The organism is Pseudarthrobacter adonitolis (genome assembly GCF_055412845.1).
In genome coordinates this window covers 1-19,414 of sequence record NZ_JBVAYW010000011.1, presented here as the reverse complement: position 1 = coordinate 19,414, position 19,414 = coordinate 1, and the positions used below count along the sequence as shown (strand labels likewise).

The following is a 19,414-nucleotide window of genomic DNA, read 5'->3' as shown; positions in this document are numbered from 1 at the left end:
CCGCCAGCGCTTAGAATGGTGCGGTGACTTCCAGCAATGCCTCGTTCGTCCATCTCCATAACCACACCGAATACTCCATGTTGGACGGCGCAGCCCGCCTGGGCGAGCTCTTCAACGAGACTGAACGCCTCGGGATGCCGGCCCTGGCCACCACCGACCACGGGTACCTGTTCGGGGCTTTCGATTTCTGGAAGCGCGCCACGGACCAGGGGATCAAGCCGATTATCGGCGTCGAAGCCTACGTCACCCCCGGCACCGCGCGGACGGACAAAAGCCGTGTCCGCTGGGGCGAGGAACACCAGCGCAAGGACGACATCTCCGGCGGTGGCTCCTACACCCACATGACGCTGTTGAGCTATAATAACGTCGGCATGCGCAACCTCTTCCGGGCCTCGTCCATTGGCTCGCTGGACGCAGTCTTCGGCAAGTGGCCGCGTTTGGACCGTGAGCTCCTTAACACATACTCCGAAGGCCTGATCGCCACCACCGGCTGCCCTTCGGGCGAAGTGCAGACCCGCCTGCGGCTGGGCCAGTACCGCGAGGCCATGGAAGCCGCCTCGGAATTCCGTGACATTTTCGGTGCGGAGAACTATTTCTGCGAACTGATGGACCATGGCCTGGACATCGAACGCCGGGTCACGGGGGACCTGCTGCGGCTGGCCAAGGATCTGAACCTGCCACTGGTGGCCACCAACGACCTGCACTATACGCACGAACACGACGCCAAGGCACACGAGGCCCTGCTTGCCATCCAGTCAGGTTCCACACTGCTGGAGCCATCGTACGACAACGGCGGCTCCCGCTTCGCGTTCTCGGGCAGCGGCTACTACCTCAAGTCCCCGCAGGAGATGCGGGAGCTGTTCAGGGACCACCCGGATGCTTGCGACAACACACTGCTGATCGCCGAGCGCTGCGATGTCTCGTTCAACACCGGCGCAAACTACATGCCGCGGTTCCCCTGCCCGCCGGGCGAGGACGAGACATCCTGGCTGGTCAAGGAAGTTGCCACCGGACTGGAATACCGGTACCCGGGCGGTGTCCCGGACAAAGTCCGCACCCAGGCAGACTACGAGCTCGAAGTCATCACCTCCATGGGGTTCCCGGGATACTTCCTGGTGGTGGCCGACTTCATCAACTGGGCAAAGAAAAACGGCATCCGCGTCGGTCCGGGCCGTGGCTCCGGAGCCGGCTCCATGGTGGCGTACGCCATGCGCATCACGGACCTTGATCCGCTCCTGCACGGCCTGATCTTTGAACGGTTCCTCAACCCGGACCGTGTGTCCATGCCTGACTTCGACGTTGACTTCGATGACCGGCGCCGGTCTGAGGTCATCGACTATGTGACCCGGAAATACGGCGACGAGCGCGTGGCCATGATTGTCACGTACGGCACCATCAAGACGAAGCAGGCGCTAAAGGACTCCTCCCGTGTGCTGGGTTACCCGTTCAGCATGGGGGAGCAGCTGACCAAGGCACTCCCGCCGGCTGTGATGGCCAAGGACATTCCGCTCGCGGACATCCAGAACAAGGACTCGAAGCGCTACAGCGAGGCCGGTGACTTCCGCCAGCTGATCGCTACTGATCCCGAGGCCGCCAAGGTCTTCGAGACGGCGCTTGGCATCGAAGGGCTGAAACGCCAGTGGGGCGTGCACGCCGCCGGCGTCATCATGTCCTCGGACCCCATCATCGACGTCATCCCGGTCATGCGGCGCATCCAGGACGGCCAGGTGATCACGCAGTTTGACTACCCCACGTGCGAGGGCCTGGGCCTGATCAAGATGGACTTCCTCGGCCTGCGGAACCTGACGATCATTTCCGACGCCCTGGAGAACATCAAGCTCAACCGTGGACTGGACCTGGACCTGGACAGCCTGGCCCTTGATGACGTGGCCTCGTATGAACTGCTGGCCCGGGGCGACACCCTGGGCGTGTTCCAACTTGATGGCGGGCCCATGCGCTCCCTGCTGAAGCTGATGAAGCCTGACAACTTCGAAGACATCTCCGCCGTGCTCGCGCTCTACCGGCCCGGTCCGATGGGCGCCAACGCGCACACCGACTATGCGCTGCGCAAAAACGGGATCCAGGAAGTCATTCCGATCCACCCCGAACTCAAGGAACCTCTTGCTGAAATCCTCGGCGGGACCTACGGCCTGATCGTTTATCAGGAGCAGGTGATGGCCGTGGCCCAGAAACTCGCCGGCTATTCCCTAGGGCAGGCAGACATCCTGCGGCGCGCCATGGGTAAAAAGAAGAAATCCGAGCTGGACAAGCAGTTCGCAGGTTTCTCCCAGGGCATGCAGGACAACGGCTATTCCATGGCCGCCGTGAAGACTCTGTGGGACATCCTGCTGCCGTTCTCCGACTACGCCTTCAACAAGGCCCACTCCGCCGCGTATGGTGTGATCTCCTACTGGACCGCATACCTGAAGGCGCACTTTGCGCCGGAGTACATGGCTGCCCTGCTGACGTCGGTCGGCGATGACAAGGACAAATCGGCAATTTATCTCAACGAATGCCGACGCATGGGTATCACAGTGCTGCCGCCGGATGTGAACGAATCCGCGCTGAACTTCACCCCGGTAGGCACCGACATCCGCTTCGGCATGGGCGCCATCCGCAACGTGGGCGTCAACGCCGTCGAAGCGATGGTGGCCGCGCGCGAAAAGGAAGGCGCCTACACGTCCTTCAAGGACTACCTCATGAAGGTCCCTGCTGTGGTCTGCAACAAGCGGACCATTGAATCCCTGATCAAGGCCGGAGCCTTCGATTCCCTCAACCACCACCGGCGCGCGCTGGCGATGATCCATGAAGAGGCCATCGACTCCGTCATCACCCTCAAGCGAAACGAAGCGATCGGCCAGTTCGATCTCTTCGCCGGTTTCGAGGAGGCAGAATCCGAAGCGTCGCTGAGCATTGAGATTCCCGACCTGCCGGAATGGGAGAAGAAGGACAAGCTCTCGTTTGAGCGCGACATGCTCGGCCTGTATGTTTCAGACCACCCGCTGCAGGGCCTGGAAGGACTCCTCAGCCAGCACGCGGACCAGTCCATCACTTCGATCATCGGCGAAGACGGGCCGCAGGACGGCGCCATCATCACCATCTCCGGAATGATCACCTCGCTCAGCCGCAGGATCGCCAAGGCGAGTGGCAACGCCTATGCCCGTGCCGAAATCGAAGACCTCGGCGGTTCGATGGAGGTGATGTTCTTCGGCCAGGTCTACGGCCCCATCGCGTCGGTCCTTGCCGAGGACCTGATCGTGGTGGTCAAGGGGCGCCTGCAGCGGCGGGACGACGGTGCCGTGACGCTGAACTGCATGGAACTGTCCGTTCCGGACCTCAGTGAAGGAACCAATGGCCCCGTGCTCATTTTGATGCCTACGCACAAGGCCACCGAGGCTGTTGTCACGGAACTTGGGGATGTCCTTCGGAACCATCGGGGGAACTCGGAAGTCAGGCTGCACCTGCAGGGGGACACCCGGACGGAAGTCATGGGGCTGCCCGTCCATCTCAGGGTCAACCCGAGTCCGTCATTGTTCGGCGACCTGAAGGTGCTCCTGGGCCCAACCTGCCTGGATAACTAGGTTCCGATAGTTAGATCTCGTAGTCCAGCGGGACCGGCTGGCCATAGCCGCCGGAGTGGTACAGGAGCGGCGAACCGTCGTCGCCCACTTTGCCGTCCACAACCTCGACTACCACCACGGCGTTGTTCTCGAAGGAGAGCCGCATCTGGATCTTGCCGATCAGCCAGCCTGCGACGTCTTTGAGGATCGGGACATCGTGCGGGCCAAGTTCCCAGTGGTCCCCGCCGAACCTGTCCTTGGTGCGCGCGAAACGGTCGGCCAGCGCCTGGTTTTCCAGACCCAGCATGTGGACGCCGAGGTGGGTGGCGTTGGCCACGGCCGCCCAGGAACTTGAACTGCGCGCCATGTTGAAGGTGAACCGCGGCGGCTGTGCCGACAACGAGGCCACGGACGTGGCGGTAAAGCCGTAGGGCTCGCCCTGGTAGTTCACGGTGATGATGGCGACCCCGGCCGCATGCCTCCGGAACATTTCCTTGAAGGTGCCCTCGAACGGCGTTTTGTCTGTCATCTTGAACGTGGCTCCCTGAAAAAGCAGGCTGAAATGGACTCTTCCTTAAGGGTATTAGTCCCCGCCGGAACAGGGAGCAATGGATTGACCCAGCACGTCATCTGTCAAGACTGCCCACGTCATCTGATCGGCCACACCCGACATTTGTTAAGGTTTGTTTCATGAGAGAACACATCAGCCGCCGGTCGTCCCGGCTGCCGTGGAAATGGTTTGCCGCTGCTGCTGCCGGTGGTGTTCCCGTCGGCCTGCTGTGGTGGGTGCTCGCCCCAGGCGGGATGAACCTGATTACCCGCAACCCGGCCTTGGCGGATGGGACTAATCCGGAGGTATGGCTGCTCAGGGACCTCACGCTCGCTGGACTGTGTGTCTTCGCCGGGTGCCTGGTGGCCGTCTTCCTGACCGATAAGGGCGGCCGCAATGCGCAGGCGGCCTTTCTCCTGGGCCTGGCCGGTGGACTGGGCGGGGCCCTGATCGCGTGGCTGACTGGCGTGCTTGCGGGCCAGCTGTGGGGCGGGCCTGCAGATACGTCGGTCAATGCCAGCGTCGCGTTCTCGCTCCGGTCCCTGCCCGTGCTTATCCTGTGGCCGGCCGCGACTGCCACGTCCGTATTTGTCCTGAGCCTGATGAGCCTGCTCAAGAGCGGGCCCGGGAGAGCGGGCACGCCAGTAGCCGAAGGCAACGCACCCGGCGCGTAAAATGGACCGGTGACCATTTCTCCTGAATTTCCCGCCACCCCTCCTGCCGCCGATGTCAGCTTCCGGACGGTCGACCTTCGGGGCAGGGGCCTGACCCTCGCCGGTTTGCGCGCCGCTGTTCCCCGTGCCCGGCAGCACACCGTGGCGGATGCGCAACAAAAGGTACTGGACATCATCAAAGCCGTCCGCGCGGACGGCTTCACCGCCCTCAGTGACCTGGCACTCCGTTTCGACGGAGTCCAGCAGGTCCACCCGCGGGTCCCGGCGGCCTCGTTGGCCCGGGCGCTGGCGGAGCTGGATCCGGCGGTGCGCGGCGCGCTGGAAGAATCCATCAGACGGGCCCGGCGCTTCGCGGACGGGCAGCGGCCGCGCGATCTCGACGTCGAACTCGGCGACGGTGCGCTGGTGAGCCAGAACTGGGTGCCGGTATCGCGGGTCGGGTTGTACGTCCCCGGCGGCCTCGCCGTCTATCCGTCGTCGGTCATCATGAATGTTGTCCCGGCGCTGGCTGCGGGAGTGCAGTCCATCGCCCTGGCATCGCCGCCGCAGAAGGACTTCGGCGGCCTCCCGCACCCCACCATCCTCGCGGCAGCGGCCCTGCTCGGCATCGAGGAGGTCTACGCCATCGGCGGTGCGCAGGCCATCGCTGCCTTCGCGTACGGCGTGGCCGCAAATGACGCCGGGCCGGCGCTGGAGCCCGTTGATGTAGTCACGGGTCCGGGAAACATTTTTGTGGCTACGGCGAAACGCCTCGTCAAGGGTGTGGTGGGAATCGATTCCGAGGCGGGGACCACCGAAATCGCCATCCTGGCTGATTCAACAGCGCAACCTGACCTCGTGGCAGCAGACCTGATCAGCCAGGCGGAGCACGACCCCCAGGCTGCTTCCGTGCTCATCACGGACTCGGAGGACCTGGCCGCGGCAGTCCGCACCGAACTGGACCGGCAGGCGGCCAGCACCAAGCACTCAGCGCGCGTATGTGAGGCGCTGTCCGGCCCGCAGTCGGGAGTTGTCCTGGTGGAGGACCTGGAACAAGGCATCGCCGCCTGCGACGCCTACGCCGCTGAACACCTTGAAATCATGACCGCGGACGCGCCGGCGGTAGCTGCACGGATCCGGAACGCCGGGGCGATCTTTGTGGGGGACTACAGTCCTGTCAGCCTGGGCGACTACTGCGCCGGGTCCAACCACGTCTTGCCCACCAGCGGGACCGCGGCGTTTTCCTCCGGACTGAACGTCACCACCTTCCTGCGTGCCATCCAGGTCATCAACTACAGCCGGGCTGCGCTGCAGGAAGTCAGCGGCCACATCGTGAGCCTGTCCGGTGCCGAGGACCTGCCGGCGCACGGAGAAGCTGTCACAGCACGCTTCCACGAGGCCCGCTGACGCAGCAGGTCTGCGGGGCATGCCGCAGGCACCACCACATGTGGTAATTACAGGATTGTTATTCCGCAACATGTAGTCGTAAACTGAGACACGGAGAGGTCCGCCGGGCCGGAAACATCGGCGCCAGAAGACATCGAGGGAGGGGGACACCATGTATTGTCCATTTTGCCGCAATCCGGACTCCCGCGTTGTGGACAGCCGCATGGCCGATGACGGCTCGGCCATCCGCCGCCGCCGGCAGTGCCCGGAATGCGGCCGCAGGTTCACCACCGTGGAAACTACCAGCCTTTCGGTGATCAAACGCTCCGGGGTGGGCGAACCCTTCAGCCGCAGCAAGGTCATCAACGGCGTGCGTAAGGCCTGCCAGGGCCGACCGGTCAGCGAAGATGACCTGGCGCTCCTTGCCCAAGAGGTGGAGGAACAGATCCGCGCCTCGGGCGCGGCCGAGATCGATGCCCATGAAGTGGGCCTGATTATCCTTGGTCCGCTGCAGAAGCTTGACCAGGTGGCCTACCTTCGCTTTGCCAGCGTGTACCAGGCCTTCGAATCCCTTGAGGACTTCGAGACCGCCATTGCACTGCTCCGCCACGAGTCCGTGGAAGAAGGCACGCAACGCGCGGCGGCGCCCGCCAAGAACTCCGAAAAGAGCCCCCTGTAAGCTCCGGTGGTGGCCGCGGAGGGGAAGCCGCCGCCACCACCGGCCCCGGCTGCCCTTCGGCGCCGGTCAGCCACCGGTCATTTTGTGAGCTTGTGCTTCACGGCAATTTCGACGGCGGCACCGACGATCCCGGCCTCATTCTTGAGTTCAGCCGGCACGATCGGGGTGCGCAGTTTCAGGTGCGGCAGATACTCGTTCGCGCGCTTGGAGATGCCACCGCCCACGATGAACAGCTCGGGCGAGAAGAGGAATTCCACGTGGGCGAAGTAGCGCTGCAGCAGCACGCTGTATTCCTCCCAGCTCAGTCCGTCCCGTTCGCGGGCCACGGCTGAGGCTTTGCTTTCGGCGTCAAAGCCGTCGATCTCCAGGTGCCCCAGTTCTGCGTTGGGGACGAGGCGGCCGTCGAAGATGAATGCTGAGCCAATTCCGGTGCCGAGGGTGATCACCAGGACAGTTCCGTCCACACCCTTGCCCGCGCCATAACGGGCCTCCGCCAGCCCGGCGGCGTCGGCGTCGTTGATGACCTCCACCGGGCGGCCAAGCCGTGCGGTGAGCAATGCATCAATATCGGTGTTGAGCCAGCTCTTGTCCACGTTGGCCGCCGAGTGGACCACGCCATGCTGGATGATGCCGGGGAATGTGACGCCCACGGGCGAGTCCGCGGCCGGTGCCTCCGGGCGGCTTGAAAGCTCGGCAACCACCTGCGCTACGACGTCGGCTACGGCCTCAGGGGTGGCGGGCTGGGGCGTAGGCACGCGGAACCGCTCACCCAGGAGCTTGCCTTTTTTCAGGTCGACGATGCCGCCCTTAATCCCCGTACCGCCGATGTCAATGCCGATCAGCGGGGCGTTCTTGTGCGACTTCTCGTCCTTCTTGGCCAATGTTGTTCCGTTCGTGGCAGGGCGGGCAGGTCGGCCGGATGGCTGACCGGAAAATTTCAGGGGAGCGTAAGGATTTCGGCGCCGGACTCTGTCACCAGCAGCGTGTGCTCAAACTGGGCGGTCCGCTTGTGGTCGCGGGTGACAACTGTCCAGTCGTCCTCCCACATGTCCCATTCGACGGTGCCGAGGGTCAGCATGGGTTCGATTGTGAACACCATGCCAGCCTCGATGACTGTGTTGTAGGCCGGCGCTGCATCATAGTGGGGGATGATCAGGCCCGTATGGAACGCTTCGCCGACGCCGTGGCCGGTGAAGTCCCGCACCACACCGTAGCCGAAACGCTTGGCGTAGGACTGAATGGCGCGGCCGATCACGTTGATCTCCCGGCCGGGAGCCACGGCTTTGATGGCACGGTTGAGGGATTCCCGGGTGCGCTCCACCAGCAGGCGCGATTCGTCGTCGACGTCGCCCACCAGGAAGGTGTGGTTCGTGTCGCCGTGGACTCCGTTGATGAAAGCCGTGATGTCGATATTGAGGATGTCGCCGTCCTGCACCACGGTGCTGTCCGGAATGCCGTGGCAGATTACTTCATTCAGCGACGAGCACAGGGACTTCGGGAACCCGCGGTAACCAAGCGTGGACGGGTAGGCCTTGTGGTCCAGCAGGAATTCGTGACCCACTTTGTCCAACTGGTCGGTGGTCACGCCGGGTGTGATGTGGTTGCCCACCTCAACGATGGCCTGGGCGGCGATCCGGCTGGCGGTCCGGATTTTCTCAACCGTTTCGGCGGATTTGATCTCGGAGCCGGTGAACTTGGCCGGGCCGGGCTTGCCCACGTATTCCGGGCGCGGGATGGACGCTGGAACGGGGAGCTGCGGGCTGACGGTTCCCCGGGTAAGGGTGCCGGTGGGTGCAGTCGAGGCTAGGGAAGGCATAGATTGATCATATAAGGCCCCGCATTAGGCCAAGTAACTGGAAGCCCCAAGCTGTCCGCGTCCACGTTTAAGTTACGTGGATCACGGCCGGCCCCCGTCAGCCGGAACGAGGAGCACCGATGACTGAGTACTGGTACAACGTGAACACCCACGAGGTGGAAGAAGACGCACTCTCGGACTGGAGCCAGCTGATCGGCCCCTACAAAACGCGGGAAGAGGCCGAACATGCCCTCGAAAAGGTCCGGGCCCGGAACGAGGCCTGGGAAAAGGGCGACGACGACTGAACCGCAAGCTTGGTGTCTGCTCGGAACCCGCCTAGAAGGAGTGTTCCGGGCCGGGGAACTGGCCTGAACGGACCTCGTCGCCGTACGCCTTCGCTGCGTCACTGAGCGTAGTGCGCAGGTCAGCGTACTGTTTGACGAACTTCGCCATCCTGCCGCCGCGGAACCCGGCCATGTCCTGCCACACCAGCACTTGCCCCGTGGTGGCATTGCCCGCGCCGATCCCGACCGTCGGCACGCTGACCGCCGCGTCAACGGCGGCTGCCGTGTCCGCCGGAACCATTTCCATCAGGACGGCGAACGCCCCCGCCTCAACCAGCGCCACGGCGTCGTCAATCAGGCGCTGCGCGTCATCCCCGCGGCCCTGGACCCGGTAACCGCCCAGCGCGTGTTCACTCTGGGGGGTGAAGCCGATATGGGCCATGACCGGGACGCCGGCCTGGACCATGGCCCTGACGGTTTCCGCGTAGTATTTTCCGCCCTCGATCTTGACAGCATGGGCCAGCCCTTCCTTGAGGAACCGGACGCCTGTTTCCACACCCTGCTGCGCCGAAACTTCATAACTGCCGAACGGCAGGTCTGCCACCACCAGGGCGCGCTTGGCGGACCGCGCCACGGCGCGGCAGAGGGGCAGGAGTTCATCCACCGTGACCGGGAGGCTGGTCTCGTTGCCGAACACATTGTTGGATGCCGAATCGCCTACCAGGAGGACCTCGATGCCGGCCTGGTCGAAGATCTCCGCACTGTACTGCTCGTAGGCGGTCAGCATGGCGAAGCGGTTGCCGTCCCTCTTGGCCTGCTGCAGGTGGTGGATGCGCACCCTGGGTGCTGGCTTCGCGTTCACTTCCGACGACGGCGGCTGCACCGGTGCAGGTCCGTTTCCGTAGGGTGCGTGTACTTCAGCGGACGCGCTTGACTCCGAGCTATTGGTTGAGGCCATGGCAAGAGCGTAATGCGGCAGTAGTAGTCCTAGCCACCGCGGACGGGCCGCCAGGCCGTGATCCCCGTCATATTAGGCGACCTTCCCTGCGGAATTTTTGCCACCGGACTGCGGTACCGACCACGGTTGCTGTGTTAACGCTGTGTTACGTGCGGTGCCGTCTCCCGCATTGGAGCGGATTGCTTAGTAAAGTGATGGTGAACTGCTGCCGGCCGCCGCTTCCGCGGACCCGGGGCATGAACGATTGACCGGAGAAGAGGCCATCATGGACCGCCAGCAAGAGTTTGTCCTGCGCACAATCGAGGAGCGCGACGTACGGTTCGTACGCCTGTGGTTCACCGACGTCGTAGGTTCACTCAAATCGGTGGCACTTGCCCCGGCCGAGGTTGAAGGTGCCTTTGAGGAAGGGCTCGGTTTTGACGGATCAGCCATCGAAGGCCTGGCGCGGGTCTTTGAAGCCGACATGCTGGCCCAGCCGGATCCGGCCACGTTCCAGATCTTGCCCTGGCGCGGTGAGACCGAGCAAACGGCCCGCATGTTCTGCGACATCCTGACTCCCGATGGCGAACCGTCGGCCGCGGATCCCCGCAACGTCCTCAAGCGCACGCTGGCCAAGGCAGCGGACATGGGGTTTACCTGCTACACGCACCCGGAGATCGAGTTCTACCTCCTTAAATCCCAGCAGCCGGGACCCGACGGTGCGCCGGTACCCGTCGACGAGGGCGGCTACTTCGACCATGTCCCGGGCGGCGTGGCGCAGGACTTCCGCCGCACGGCAGTGACCATGCTGGAGTCCGTGGGTATTTCGGTGGAGTTCAGCCACCATGAGGCCGGTCCCGGCCAGAACGAGATTGACCTGCGCTATGCGGACGCCCTGCAGACGGCGGACAACATCATGACGTTCCGCACGGTGATCAAGGAAGTGGCCCTCCAGCAGGGGACTTACGCCACGTTTATGCCCAAGCCATTCACCGCCCACCCCGGCTCCGGGATGCACACGCACTTCTCGCTGTTCGAGGGCGACACCAACGCTTTCTATGAGGCGGGCGCCGAATTCCAGCTCTCCAAGACGGCCCGCCAGTTCATCGCCGGCATCCTGAAGCATGCCCCCGAGTTCACGGCTGTGACCAACCAGTTCGTGAACTCCTACAAGAGGCTCTGGGGCGGCGGCGAAGCGCCGAGCTACCTCAGCTGGGGCCACAACAACCGTTCGGCCCTGGTCCGAGTCCCGCTGTACAAGCCCGGCAAGGGCCAGTCGGCCCGCATCGAATACCGTGGCATTGATTCTGCGGCGAACCCCTACCTAGCCTATGCCGTCCTGCTGGGGGCCGGGCTGAAGGGGATCGAAGAAGGCTACGACCTGCCCGCCGCAGCCGAGGACGACGTCTGGTCACTGAGCTCCGCCGAGCGCCGTGCCATGGGCCACGACCCCCTGCCCGCCAGCCTTCACGATGCCATCAGGTCCATGGAGGACTCCGAACTGATGCCGCAGATCCTCGGTGAGCAGGTCTTCGAGCACTTCCTGCGCAACAAGCGTGCCGAATGGCAGGACTACCGGCTCCAGGTGACGCCCTACGAACTGCAGCGCAACCTCGGCATCCTTTAGGCGGCGGTGAGCCTCGCCCGCCGCCTCATCTCAGCCGGCTTCAGTGATCTGGAGAAGGGTGAGCGCTTCCTGGCTGCCCCGGAACTGGACGGCCTGGACCGGGACAGGATTTTCGCCGGCCTGCAGATGGCCGCCAACCCCGACACCGCGCTGCAGTCTTTGGTGCGGCTGATTGAAAAACACCCGCTCCTTCGGGACCTGGCGTCGGCCGATACCGAGACCAGTGAGCCGCTCTACCGGGTGCTCGGGGCCTCCGAGGCGCTGGGCGAATTCCTCATCCGGCACCCGGAACACCTCGATGCCTTCGAAGTCACGGCCAGTCCCGAGCCACTTCAGGCAGATCCGGAACAGCTCCGCGCTGTCCTCCTGAAATCTGTCGGCGCAGAACCCGGGTCAGCCCGGCCCGTGGCGGGAATGACCGGAACCGACGCCTATGCCGCGCTGCGGTCGGCCTACCGCCGCGGGGTGGTGGACCTGGCCGTCAAGGACATGTGCGCCGCTGACCCGCTGGACTTTATGCCCGCAGTCGGAGCTGAACTCGCGGACCTGGCAGGGGCCGCGATCGAAGCTGCACTGGCAGTTTCCCGTGCCGAGGCTGCTGAGCAGTTCAGTGCCGAAGAGGTAGCCGACCTTGGCCTGGCGGTCATAGGGATGGGCAAATGCGGAGCCCGGGAACTGAACTACATTTCCGACGTCGACGTCATCTACGTGATCGATGCCGGCGACCTGGACGATGCCCGTGCCAGTACCATCGGCACAGCCCTGGCCAGCGGTATCTCCCGGGCCATCTCCTCGGTGGCACGCGAACCCGGTCTCTGGGAAGTGGACGCCAACCTCCGGCCGGAGGGCAAGTCCGGCCCGCTGGTCCGTACCCTGGCCTCCCACGAAAGCTATTACGCCCGCTGGGCCGAGAGCTGGGAATTCCAGGCGCTCCTCAAGGCCCGGACCATTGCCGGCGACAAGGACCTGGGGGAGCGGTACGAAAACGCCGTGGCCCCATTGATCTGGAGTTCCGCGGGCCGCGAAGGTTTCGTGGAATCCGTGCAGTCAATGCGCCGACGGGTCACCGAACATATCCCGGCAGCGGAGGAACAGCGGCAGATCAAGCTTGGGCGCGGCGGCCTCCGAGACGTGGAGTTCACCGTCCAACTGCTCCAGCTGGTACACGGAAAATCCGACGAAACGCTCCGATGCAGGGATACGACCGCAGCCATAGCGGCCCTGTCAGCCGGGGGATATATCGGCCGGTCTGACGCTGCCGCGTTCAATCACGCCTACCGATACCTGCGCCTCCTGGAACACCGCATCCAGTTGTTCCAGCTCCGGCGGACGCATCTGATGCCAGTGAGCGAAGCGGCATTGCGTGCCCTCGCAAAGGCAGTGCTTGGCCCGTTCTCCAATGATCGGCCGCCACCGGCTTCGCTGCTGGCCACCTGGCAGAAGACCAAACGCTCCGTCCGCGAACTGCACGAACGGATCTTCTACCGCCCGCTGCTGAACACTGCGGCGAAACTCAGCAGCGAAGACGCCAGGCTGACGCCGGAGGCCGCCCAGGGTCGCCTGGCCGCGTTGGGCTATCGTGATCCGCAGGGCGCGATGCGGCACATCGAGGCGCTCACCGCCGGTGTCAGCCGGAGGGCAGCCCTGCAACGCCAGCTGCTGCCCATCCTGCTGGACTGGCTCGCCGAAGGTGTTGACCCCGATGCCGGGCTGCTCGCGTTCCGGCGCGTCAGTGAGGCCCTTGGCACCACCCACTGGTACTTGGGCATGCTCCGCGATTCCACAGCCGCGGCCGAACGTCTGTGCCACGTACTTTCCAATTCACGGCTGATTGCTGACCTGCTGGAGGTGTCGCCGGAATCGGTGGCATGGCTGGGCACCAATAAAGACCTTGTGCCACTGGGCTTCGAAGCCCAATGGCAGGAGATCACGTCCAAAATGTCGCGACACTCGGACCCGGAAAACGCCATCAGGCTGATCAGGCTGATCAGGCGCCGGGAGATCCTCAGGATCGCGATTGCGGATTCTGCCGGGCTGCTCAACCAGGACCAGGTGGGCGCGGCGCTGGCGGACACCGACCGGGCAGCGGTGCTGGGCGCCCTGCGCGTGGCCGAAGGCATCGTCTCCGCTGAGGGACCGCTGAAAACCGCGATGCTGGTGGTGGCAATGGGCCGCCAGGGCGGCCGCGAGATCGGCTACGGCTCCGACGCCGACGTGATGTTCGTGCACCGCGCCCTGCCGGGCTATGCCGACGAGGAAGCGCAGGACCAGGCGGCCCGGATTGTCGCCAAGGTGTCCAGCCTGCTCACCCAGCCACTCAAACCGGCCATCATGGCGGAGCGGGTGCTGCAGATGGACGCGGATCTTCGGCCCGAAGGCAAGAACGGCGCCATGGTCCGCTCCCTCGATTCGTTCGCCGAATATTACCGCCGATGGTCCTTGATCTGGGAAGCGCAGGCGCTGCTGCGGGCCCGGCCCATGGCAGGCGACGATGCCCTGGCCGAGGAGTTCCTGGCCCTCATCGACCCGATCAGGTACCCGGAGTCGATTTCGGAGCAGGATGTCCGGGAGGTTCGCAGGGTCAAGGCGCGGGTGGAGTCGGAGCGATTGCCGCGCGGCGCGGACCCCGCACGCCACCTGAAGCTTGGCCGCGGGGGACTGAGCGACGTCGAGTGGCTGGTACAGCTACTTCAGCTCCAGCACGCGGCCAAGCACCCGGAACTGCGGACAGCGTCCACGGTGGAGGCCCTTGAAGCCGCGGCCTCACTGGACCTGCTCACCGTCCCTGACGCGAAGCTGCTGGCCAGCGCGTGGCGGCTCGCCAGCCGGATCCGGTCCGCCAACGTCATCTGGAGCGGCAGGGCGTCGGACCTGCTGCCATCCGCACGGGGGGACCTGGAGGCGGTGGCCCGCTGGTGCGGCTACGAACCAGGCCACGCGGCCGCCCTGGAAGAGGACTACCTCCGCCTCAGCCGGCGTGCCCGGGCGGTGTTCGAGAAGGCCTTCTACGGCCATTAGCGGCTGTCTGGGTCCTCCCCGGAAGCCTGCAGACAGCCGCGGCGGTGCGGTGCTAGGTTGGGGGCCATGGCAACGCAAATTTACGTGAACCTGCCCGTTAAGGACCTGACGCGGTCCGTCGATTTCTTCACCGCCCTGGGTTTCTCGTTCAACCCGGACTACACCGATGAAAACGCGACCTGCATGATCATCAACGACAACGCCTTTGTCATGCTCCTGGTGGAGGGTTTCTTCAAGACGTTCACCTCCAGGGACGTGGCCGACGCCACCAGTTCCACCGAAGCCATCATGGCCTTTTCAGTGGAGAGCAAGGAAGCCGTGGACGCAACGGTGCGCAAGGCGCTGACCGCCGGGGGCACGACGTCGCAGGAAGTCCAGGATTACGGCTTTATGTACAACCACAGTTTCCAGGACCCGGACGGACACCTGTGGGAGGTCCTCTGGATGGACCCTGCCGGTCCACCGGCCGACGGCGGGGCTCCCGCCGGATCAGACGGACAGCCGACCTGAAAAACCGGGTTGATTCTGTTTGGCTCATCGCCCTGGATGACCTCAATGCTGATGCCCTTGCCATCCAGTTGGGCGAGGTAGCCAACCTTGAACTGGGCCCGGGACAAGGCAGCTTCGTTGGCGACCCGCTCCGCATGGTCCTGGCGGGACTGGAGGAGGATTCGCGGTTCCCTTATGTCGTGGAGGCTGCGGGCTACGCCGTCGGGGTGCTGACCCTCCAGGCCGGTGCCGCGCGCCTGGCCGGCTGGCCGGACGAGGATTCTGCCTGGCTGTTGCGCGGTTTCCTGATCGACAGGCGCCACCAGGGTCAGGGACTCGGGCCGCTGGCGGCAACGTCCGCGGTGGAGGCTGCCGCTAAACTGACCGCCAGGCGCGGAACCGACGAGGCCGGCGTCGTGCTTTCCGTCAACGAAACCAACCCGGCCGGGTTGTCCGCGTACAGGACCGCCGGCTTTGTGGACCAGGGGCAATACCTGGGCGGCAGTTCCGGACCGCAACGGACCATGTACCGGAGCTTCACGGGGTAATTCGTCCAGACACGGCGGACGGGCATTGCATCCGGCTCCACATTGCCCGATCATGTGGATTGGCGGTGTTCTTCAAACCTTGTTGGGGGGAAGGCTTGAAAAGTCTTCGTCTCGGGGAACACATGTCAGGGGGCTGGCTCCCGGTCTCAGCATGTCTGGAGCCAGCCTCCACCTTAGGGACAAAAAAAGTCCGCCCGGGCTGCAGCGTTGATGCTGGCAGCCCGGGCGGACTGTTTGGCGGACTGAACGGGTTCAGCCGCGGATCTGGCTAGACGCCGTAGTAGAGCTCGAACTCGTACGGGTTCGGGCGCAGGGACAGCGGGCGGATCTCGTACTCGTACTTGTACTCGATCCAGGTGTCGATCAGGTCCTGGGTGAACACGCCACCGGCCTGCAGGAACTCGTTGTCCTCCCTCAGGGCCTCCAGTGCCTCTTCCAGCGAGCCCGGAGCCTTCGGAATGTCCTTGGCTTCCTCTGCGGGCAGCTCGTAGAGGTCCTTGTCGATCGGAGCCGGCGGTTCGATGCGGTTGCGGATGCCGTCAATGCCGGCCATCAGCTGGGCAGCGAAGGCCAGGTACGGGTTGGACGAGGGGTCCGGAGCGCGGAACTCGATGCGCTTGGCCTTGGGGTTGGAGCCCGTGATGGGGATACGGATACCGGCGGAGCGGTTGCCCTGCGAGTACACCATGTTGACCGGAGCTTCGAACCCCTTGACCAGGCGGCGGTAGGAGTTCACCGTCGGGTTGGTGAAGGCGAGGACGGCCGAGGAGTGCTTCAGCAGGCCGCCGATGTACCAGCGGGCCATGTCGGATAGGCCGGCGTAGCCCTTTTCGTCGTAGAACAACGGCTCGCCGTTGGTCCACAGCGACTGGTGGCAGTGCATGCCCGAACCGTTGTCGCCGAAGACCGGCTTCGGCATGAAGGTCACGGACTTGCCCCAAGCGTCGGCCGTGTTCTTGACGACGTACTTGAACTTCTGCAGGTCGTCTGCAGCATGGGTCAGGGTGGTGAACTTGTAGTTGATTTCAGCCTGGCCGGCAGAGCCTACCTCGTGGTGGCTGCGCTCGACCTCGAGGCCTGCCTCATCCAGGGCGATACACATGGCGTCGCGGAGGTCAGCCTGCTTGTCGGTGGGGGAAACCGGGAAGTAGCCGCCCTTGATGGGGGTCTTGTAACCCAGGTTTCCGCCTTCTTCTTCGCGGCCGGTGTTCCAGTGTGCTTCTTCGGAGTCGATCTTGTAGAAGCTGCCCTCGGGGGAGGACTGGTACTGGACGTTGTCAAAGACGAAGAATTCGGCTTCCGGAGCGAAGAATGCGGTGTCGGCGATGCCCGTGGAGGCGAGGTAGGCCTCAGCCTTCTCGGCCACGCCGCGGGGGTCGCGGTGGTAAGGGTCTCCGGTGCGGGGGTTCACGATGGAGAAGTTCAGCGCAAGCGTCTTCTCCATGCGGAAGGTGTCCAGGAATGCGGTGGTGACGTCCGGGATCAGCTGCATGTCGGATTCGGCGATGCCCTGGAAACCGCGGATGGAGGATCCGTCGAAGAGCTGGCCGTTGACAAAAAAGTCCGCGTCGACGCTCTTTGCCGGCACGTTGAAGTGCTGCTGCACACCCGGGAGATCGGTGAAGCGGATATCGACGAATTTAATATCTTCGTCCTTGATGAACTTGAGGACTTCGTCCGCAGTCTTGAACATCTATGCTCCTTACGCATATGTAATATCTGGCTGGCAAGCCAACTGATCCAGCGCAATCCGAAGGGCAGGGAAACCGAGTTTCCCTGCTTGGGAGGTATTGCTTGAAACTGCTATCAGCCTATGGACACGTCATTTCCCGTCGGTGTCCACATTGTTTCGGGCAGGTTACAGAATGCCCTGATCAGGTTACAGAATTGTCCTGGTCAGGTAACGCTATCCGGTGTCCAGAGTGTGGTCCAACGGTTTCCACTCTGTGGTCGGCGGTGAGTCGGTAAGCTTGGACGGTGGTAGATCGCAATGACATTGGCTCCTGGCTCAGCGGACCGGACACGTCCGGCATCTCAAAGTACCCGGGGGAGCGCCTGGGATTGCCCGAATCCGGTTCAGGCTCAATCGCCAGAGCGGGCAGGCGCATCCTCGCCATCGTCCTTGACTGGGGGATTGCCCTGCTGATCAGCAACTTTGCCTTTGGCGGTGACTCCTGGGCCACGTTGGGGATTTTCGCCGCGGAACAGATGCTGCTCGTGGGAACCCTCGGTTACAGCATCGGCCACCGCGTGGCCGGGATCCACGTGCTGCGCCTGGGCGGCGGGCCCGCGGGTCCGCTGGCTGCCGTGGTGAGGTCAGTGCTGCTGTGCCTGGTGATTCCCGCCGTAATTTTCGACCCGGACCAGCGGGGACTGCACGACAAGGCGATGAATACCATCCTCGTGCGGCGCTAGCAGTAATCAGGAACCTGGCGGCGGCGGTATGCCGGCATCTGACGGCGCGGGGCTAGACTCCCGCCGTTTCCTTTGTCCCGGCAGGTACGGCTGTACGGGGCGTCAGGTAGCCGCGCTTTCCGGCCCAGCGCTCGAACGCGACCGCGGCGAACGGGAACACCGCCGACAGTCCCGCGAACAGGGCCACGCCGAAGGGCCACCGCTGGAGCCGCCACAGGGCGAGGGCGGCGATGCCATAGCCCACAAACAGCGCACCATGGATAGGGCCGGCGATCTCCACACCCAGTTCGGTGGTCTTGGCGATCCACTTGAAGTACATGCCCGCCAGGAGCGCAGCCCAGCTGAAGGCTTCGGCAACCGCCAGGACGCGGAAGGCCCGGATAACAAGTGTTCTAACGGGAATCGTCATGTAGCTACTTCCAATCAATGTGCCCGCCTGGTTGGCGGCGTCCGGCAGACAAAAACCGCCCTGGTACCGGCCAAGCCGGAACCAGGGCGGTTCAAGAGTCTTAGCGTCCGCGGTTGGGACGCGCTTTGTAAGGGTCGATTCCCTTGGGAATCGGAAGGCGGTTGCCCAGCGAGGCAATGCGTTTGGATACCGCATTCACCTCAAGCTTGGTCAGTTCGTTCTTCAGCTTCCCCATCTTCTTGGCTACCTGGCTGATGGGGACCTGGCCCTCGCCGCGGCCGCTTTCGATCATGTGCACCGTGACGTTGGGGAGGATACGCGCAAGGCGCTTACGTTCCGCGTCGAGCATCGGCTTGACGCGGAAGGTGGGGCCTTCGCTGACGAGGACGACGCCGGGACGGCCGACGGCACGGAACACGGCGTCCTGCGTGCGTGGGTTAACGGCGACCGGCTGGTCCTCGGTGATCCAGCCACGCTTAAGCGTGCCCAGTGCCGCGCCTGAGGCTCCGGGCTGGTTCTCGATCTGGGCGAATGCGGCGCGTTCGGCACGCCGGGAGAGGATAAGGGTGGCGCCGAGGAGGCCCAGCGGAATACCGATCAGCAGGCCGGTGATCCAGTTTTCCAGCCAATACCCCACCAGGAAGCTGACAGCCACAACGCCCAAGAACACGAGCAGCATCAGCCACGGGACCATGGGATCATGGCGGCGGGTCATGTTAAAGACTTCGCCGATCTGCTTGAGCCGGCTGGGCTTCTTGACCTTTGCTTCTTTTGGCTTGCGGGAGAAGAGGCCACGCTTCGGGGCGTCGGAGGCCGCCGGAGTGCTGTTACTGGAATCAGGGGAGTTCGCCATAGTTCCTCAATTCTACGTGATTTATGCCTGAGGGCCGGACGCCGGAGAATGTCCGGTGCCGGCCCTCAGGGATAACAAACTACGGCTCAGGAACGTGCGGCGAGCAGTGAGCTGGCTTCCTGGCGGGTGCTGCCGGAGGACTCGATGTGGGCGAGCTGGGCGGGGATTTCCCAGCCCTTCTTGCGCATCGCGGTGGCCCAGAGCCGGCCGG

At 64.0% G+C, this 19,414-nt stretch carries 17 protein-coding genes and 1 pseudogene; 10 read left to right on the top strand and 8 right to left on the bottom strand.

Going from position 1 to position 19,414, the window contains the following annotated elements; genetic code table 11:
• The first annotated feature begins 23 nt into the window (after positions 1-23).
• Positions 24-3,581, top strand: coding sequence for a DNA polymerase III subunit alpha (gene dnaE, locus ACZYZ4_RS12390; RefSeq protein ID WP_463861255.1), 3,558 nt, complete (start codon positions 24-26; stop codon positions 3,579-3,581).
• A 10-nt stretch (positions 3,582-3,591) separates the two neighbouring features.
• Here dnaE and ACZYZ4_RS12385 read toward each other — a convergent pair whose 3' ends face one another.
• Positions 3,592-4,089 carry a flavin reductase family protein gene (locus ACZYZ4_RS12385; protein WP_463861253.1) on the bottom strand — a complete coding sequence of 166 codons (498 nt, stop codon included), beginning with the start codon at positions 4,087-4,089 and terminating at the stop codon, positions 3,592-3,594.
• A 161-nt stretch (positions 4,090-4,250) separates the two neighbouring features.
• Between ACZYZ4_RS12385 and ACZYZ4_RS12380 the strand changes: the two genes are divergently transcribed.
• The 3 genes from ACZYZ4_RS12380 to nrdR all read left to right on the top strand — a co-directional run bounded on the left by ACZYZ4_RS12380 (position 4,251) and on the right by nrdR (position 6,828).
• Positions 4,251-4,784, top strand: coding sequence for a hypothetical protein (locus tag ACZYZ4_RS12380; protein WP_463861251.1), 534 nt, complete (start codon positions 4,251-4,253; stop codon positions 4,782-4,784).
• A gap of 9 nt (positions 4,785-4,793) precedes the next feature.
• Positions 4,794-6,170, top strand: a complete 1,377-nt coding sequence (gene hisD / locus ACZYZ4_RS12375) for a histidinol dehydrogenase (protein ID WP_463861249.1) — start codon at positions 4,794-4,796, stop codon at positions 6,168-6,170.
• 151 nt (positions 6,171-6,321) lie between these two features.
• Complete coding sequence (gene nrdR / locus ACZYZ4_RS12370) at positions 6,322-6,828, top strand: transcriptional regulator NrdR (protein ID WP_463861247.1); 507 nt, start codon at positions 6,322-6,324, stop codon at positions 6,826-6,828.
• 77 nt (positions 6,829-6,905) lie between these two features.
• On the opposite strand, the gene ppgK is transcribed toward nrdR, so the two are convergent.
• Both ppgK and map read right to left on the bottom strand, forming a co-directional pair.
• Positions 6,906-7,709 (bottom strand): polyphosphate--glucose phosphotransferase, encoded by an 804-nt coding sequence (gene ppgK / locus ACZYZ4_RS12365; protein ID WP_463861245.1) that lies wholly within the window; start codon positions 7,707-7,709, stop codon positions 6,906-6,908.
• Positions 7,710-7,765: 56 nt separating this feature from the next.
• Positions 7,766-8,644: a type I methionyl aminopeptidase gene (map, locus tag ACZYZ4_RS12360; protein ID WP_463861243.1), complete on the bottom strand. Its 879-nt coding sequence runs from the start codon at positions 8,642-8,644 to the stop codon at positions 7,766-7,768.
• Between the two features lie 119 nt (positions 8,645-8,763).
• On the opposite strand from map, the gene ACZYZ4_RS12355 reads away from it, so the two are divergent.
• On the top strand, positions 8,764-8,928 hold the full coding sequence (locus tag ACZYZ4_RS12355; protein ID WP_354251919.1) for an SPOR domain-containing protein: 165 nt from the start codon (positions 8,764-8,766) through the stop codon (positions 8,926-8,928).
• A gap of 31 nt (positions 8,929-8,959) precedes the next feature.
• On the opposite strand, the gene panB is transcribed toward ACZYZ4_RS12355, so the two are convergent.
• The gene (gene panB / locus ACZYZ4_RS12350; RefSeq protein WP_463861241.1) at positions 8,960-9,865 is read right to left on the bottom strand and encodes a 3-methyl-2-oxobutanoate hydroxymethyltransferase; all 906 of its coding nucleotides are present in this window, start codon (positions 9,863-9,865) and stop codon (positions 8,960-8,962) included.
• A 265-nt stretch (positions 9,866-10,130) separates the two neighbouring features.
• Here panB and glnA (ACZYZ4_RS12345) point away from each other — a divergent pair, with 265 nt between their 5' ends.
• From glnA (ACZYZ4_RS12345) to ACZYZ4_RS12330, 4 genes are all read left to right on the top strand, one after another.
• Positions 10,131-11,471, top strand: coding sequence for a type I glutamate--ammonia ligase (gene glnA / locus ACZYZ4_RS12345; RefSeq protein WP_463861239.1), 1,341 nt, complete (start codon positions 10,131-10,133; stop codon positions 11,469-11,471).
• A gap of 6 nt (positions 11,472-11,477) precedes the next feature.
• A complete protein-coding gene (locus tag ACZYZ4_RS12340; RefSeq protein WP_463861237.1) occupies positions 11,478-14,489 on the top strand; it encodes a bifunctional [glutamine synthetase] adenylyltransferase/[glutamine synthetase]-adenylyl-L-tyrosine phosphorylase in 3,012 nt (1,003 codons plus the stop codon).
• A gap of 66 nt (positions 14,490-14,555) precedes the next feature.
• Entirely contained in the window at positions 14,556-14,999 is a 444-nt protein-coding gene (locus ACZYZ4_RS12335; RefSeq protein ID WP_463861235.1) for a VOC family protein, read from the top strand.
• A gap of 68 nt (positions 15,000-15,067) precedes the next feature.
• Positions 15,068-15,526, top strand: coding sequence for a GNAT family N-acetyltransferase (locus ACZYZ4_RS12330; protein WP_463861233.1), 459 nt, complete (start codon positions 15,068-15,070; stop codon positions 15,524-15,526).
• Positions 15,527-15,794: 268 nt separating this feature from the next.
• On the opposite strand, the gene glnA (ACZYZ4_RS12325) is transcribed toward ACZYZ4_RS12330, so the two are convergent.
• Positions 15,795-17,219 carry a type I glutamate--ammonia ligase gene (gene glnA / locus ACZYZ4_RS12325; RefSeq protein ID WP_111906942.1) on the bottom strand — a complete coding sequence of 475 codons (1,425 nt, stop codon included), beginning with the start codon at positions 17,217-17,219 and terminating at the stop codon, positions 15,795-15,797.
• Positions 17,220-17,503: 284 nt separating this feature from the next.
• Between glnA (ACZYZ4_RS12325) and ACZYZ4_RS12320 the strand changes: the two genes are divergently transcribed.
• Positions 17,504-17,941 (top strand): RDD family protein, encoded by a 438-nt coding sequence (locus tag ACZYZ4_RS12320; RefSeq protein ID WP_463861231.1) that lies wholly within the window; start codon positions 17,504-17,506, stop codon positions 17,939-17,941.
• Between the two features lie 52 nt (positions 17,942-17,993).
• Here ACZYZ4_RS12320 and ACZYZ4_RS12315 read toward each other — a convergent pair whose 3' ends face one another.
• From ACZYZ4_RS12315 to ACZYZ4_RS12305, 3 genes and pseudogenes are all read right to left on the bottom strand, one after another.
• On the bottom strand, positions 17,994-18,350 hold the full coding sequence (locus ACZYZ4_RS12315) for a DUF3817 domain-containing protein (RefSeq protein ID WP_463861229.1): 357 nt from the start codon (positions 18,348-18,350) through the stop codon (positions 17,994-17,996).
• 100 nt (positions 18,351-18,450) lie between these two features.
• Complete coding sequence (locus tag ACZYZ4_RS12310; protein WP_463861227.1) at positions 18,451-19,203, bottom strand: DUF4191 domain-containing protein; 753 nt, start codon at positions 19,201-19,203, stop codon at positions 18,451-18,453.
• A gap of 86 nt (positions 19,204-19,289) precedes the next feature.
• Positions 19,290-19,414, bottom strand: a pseudogene (locus ACZYZ4_RS12305) (lipoyl synthase); the annotation flags it as partial.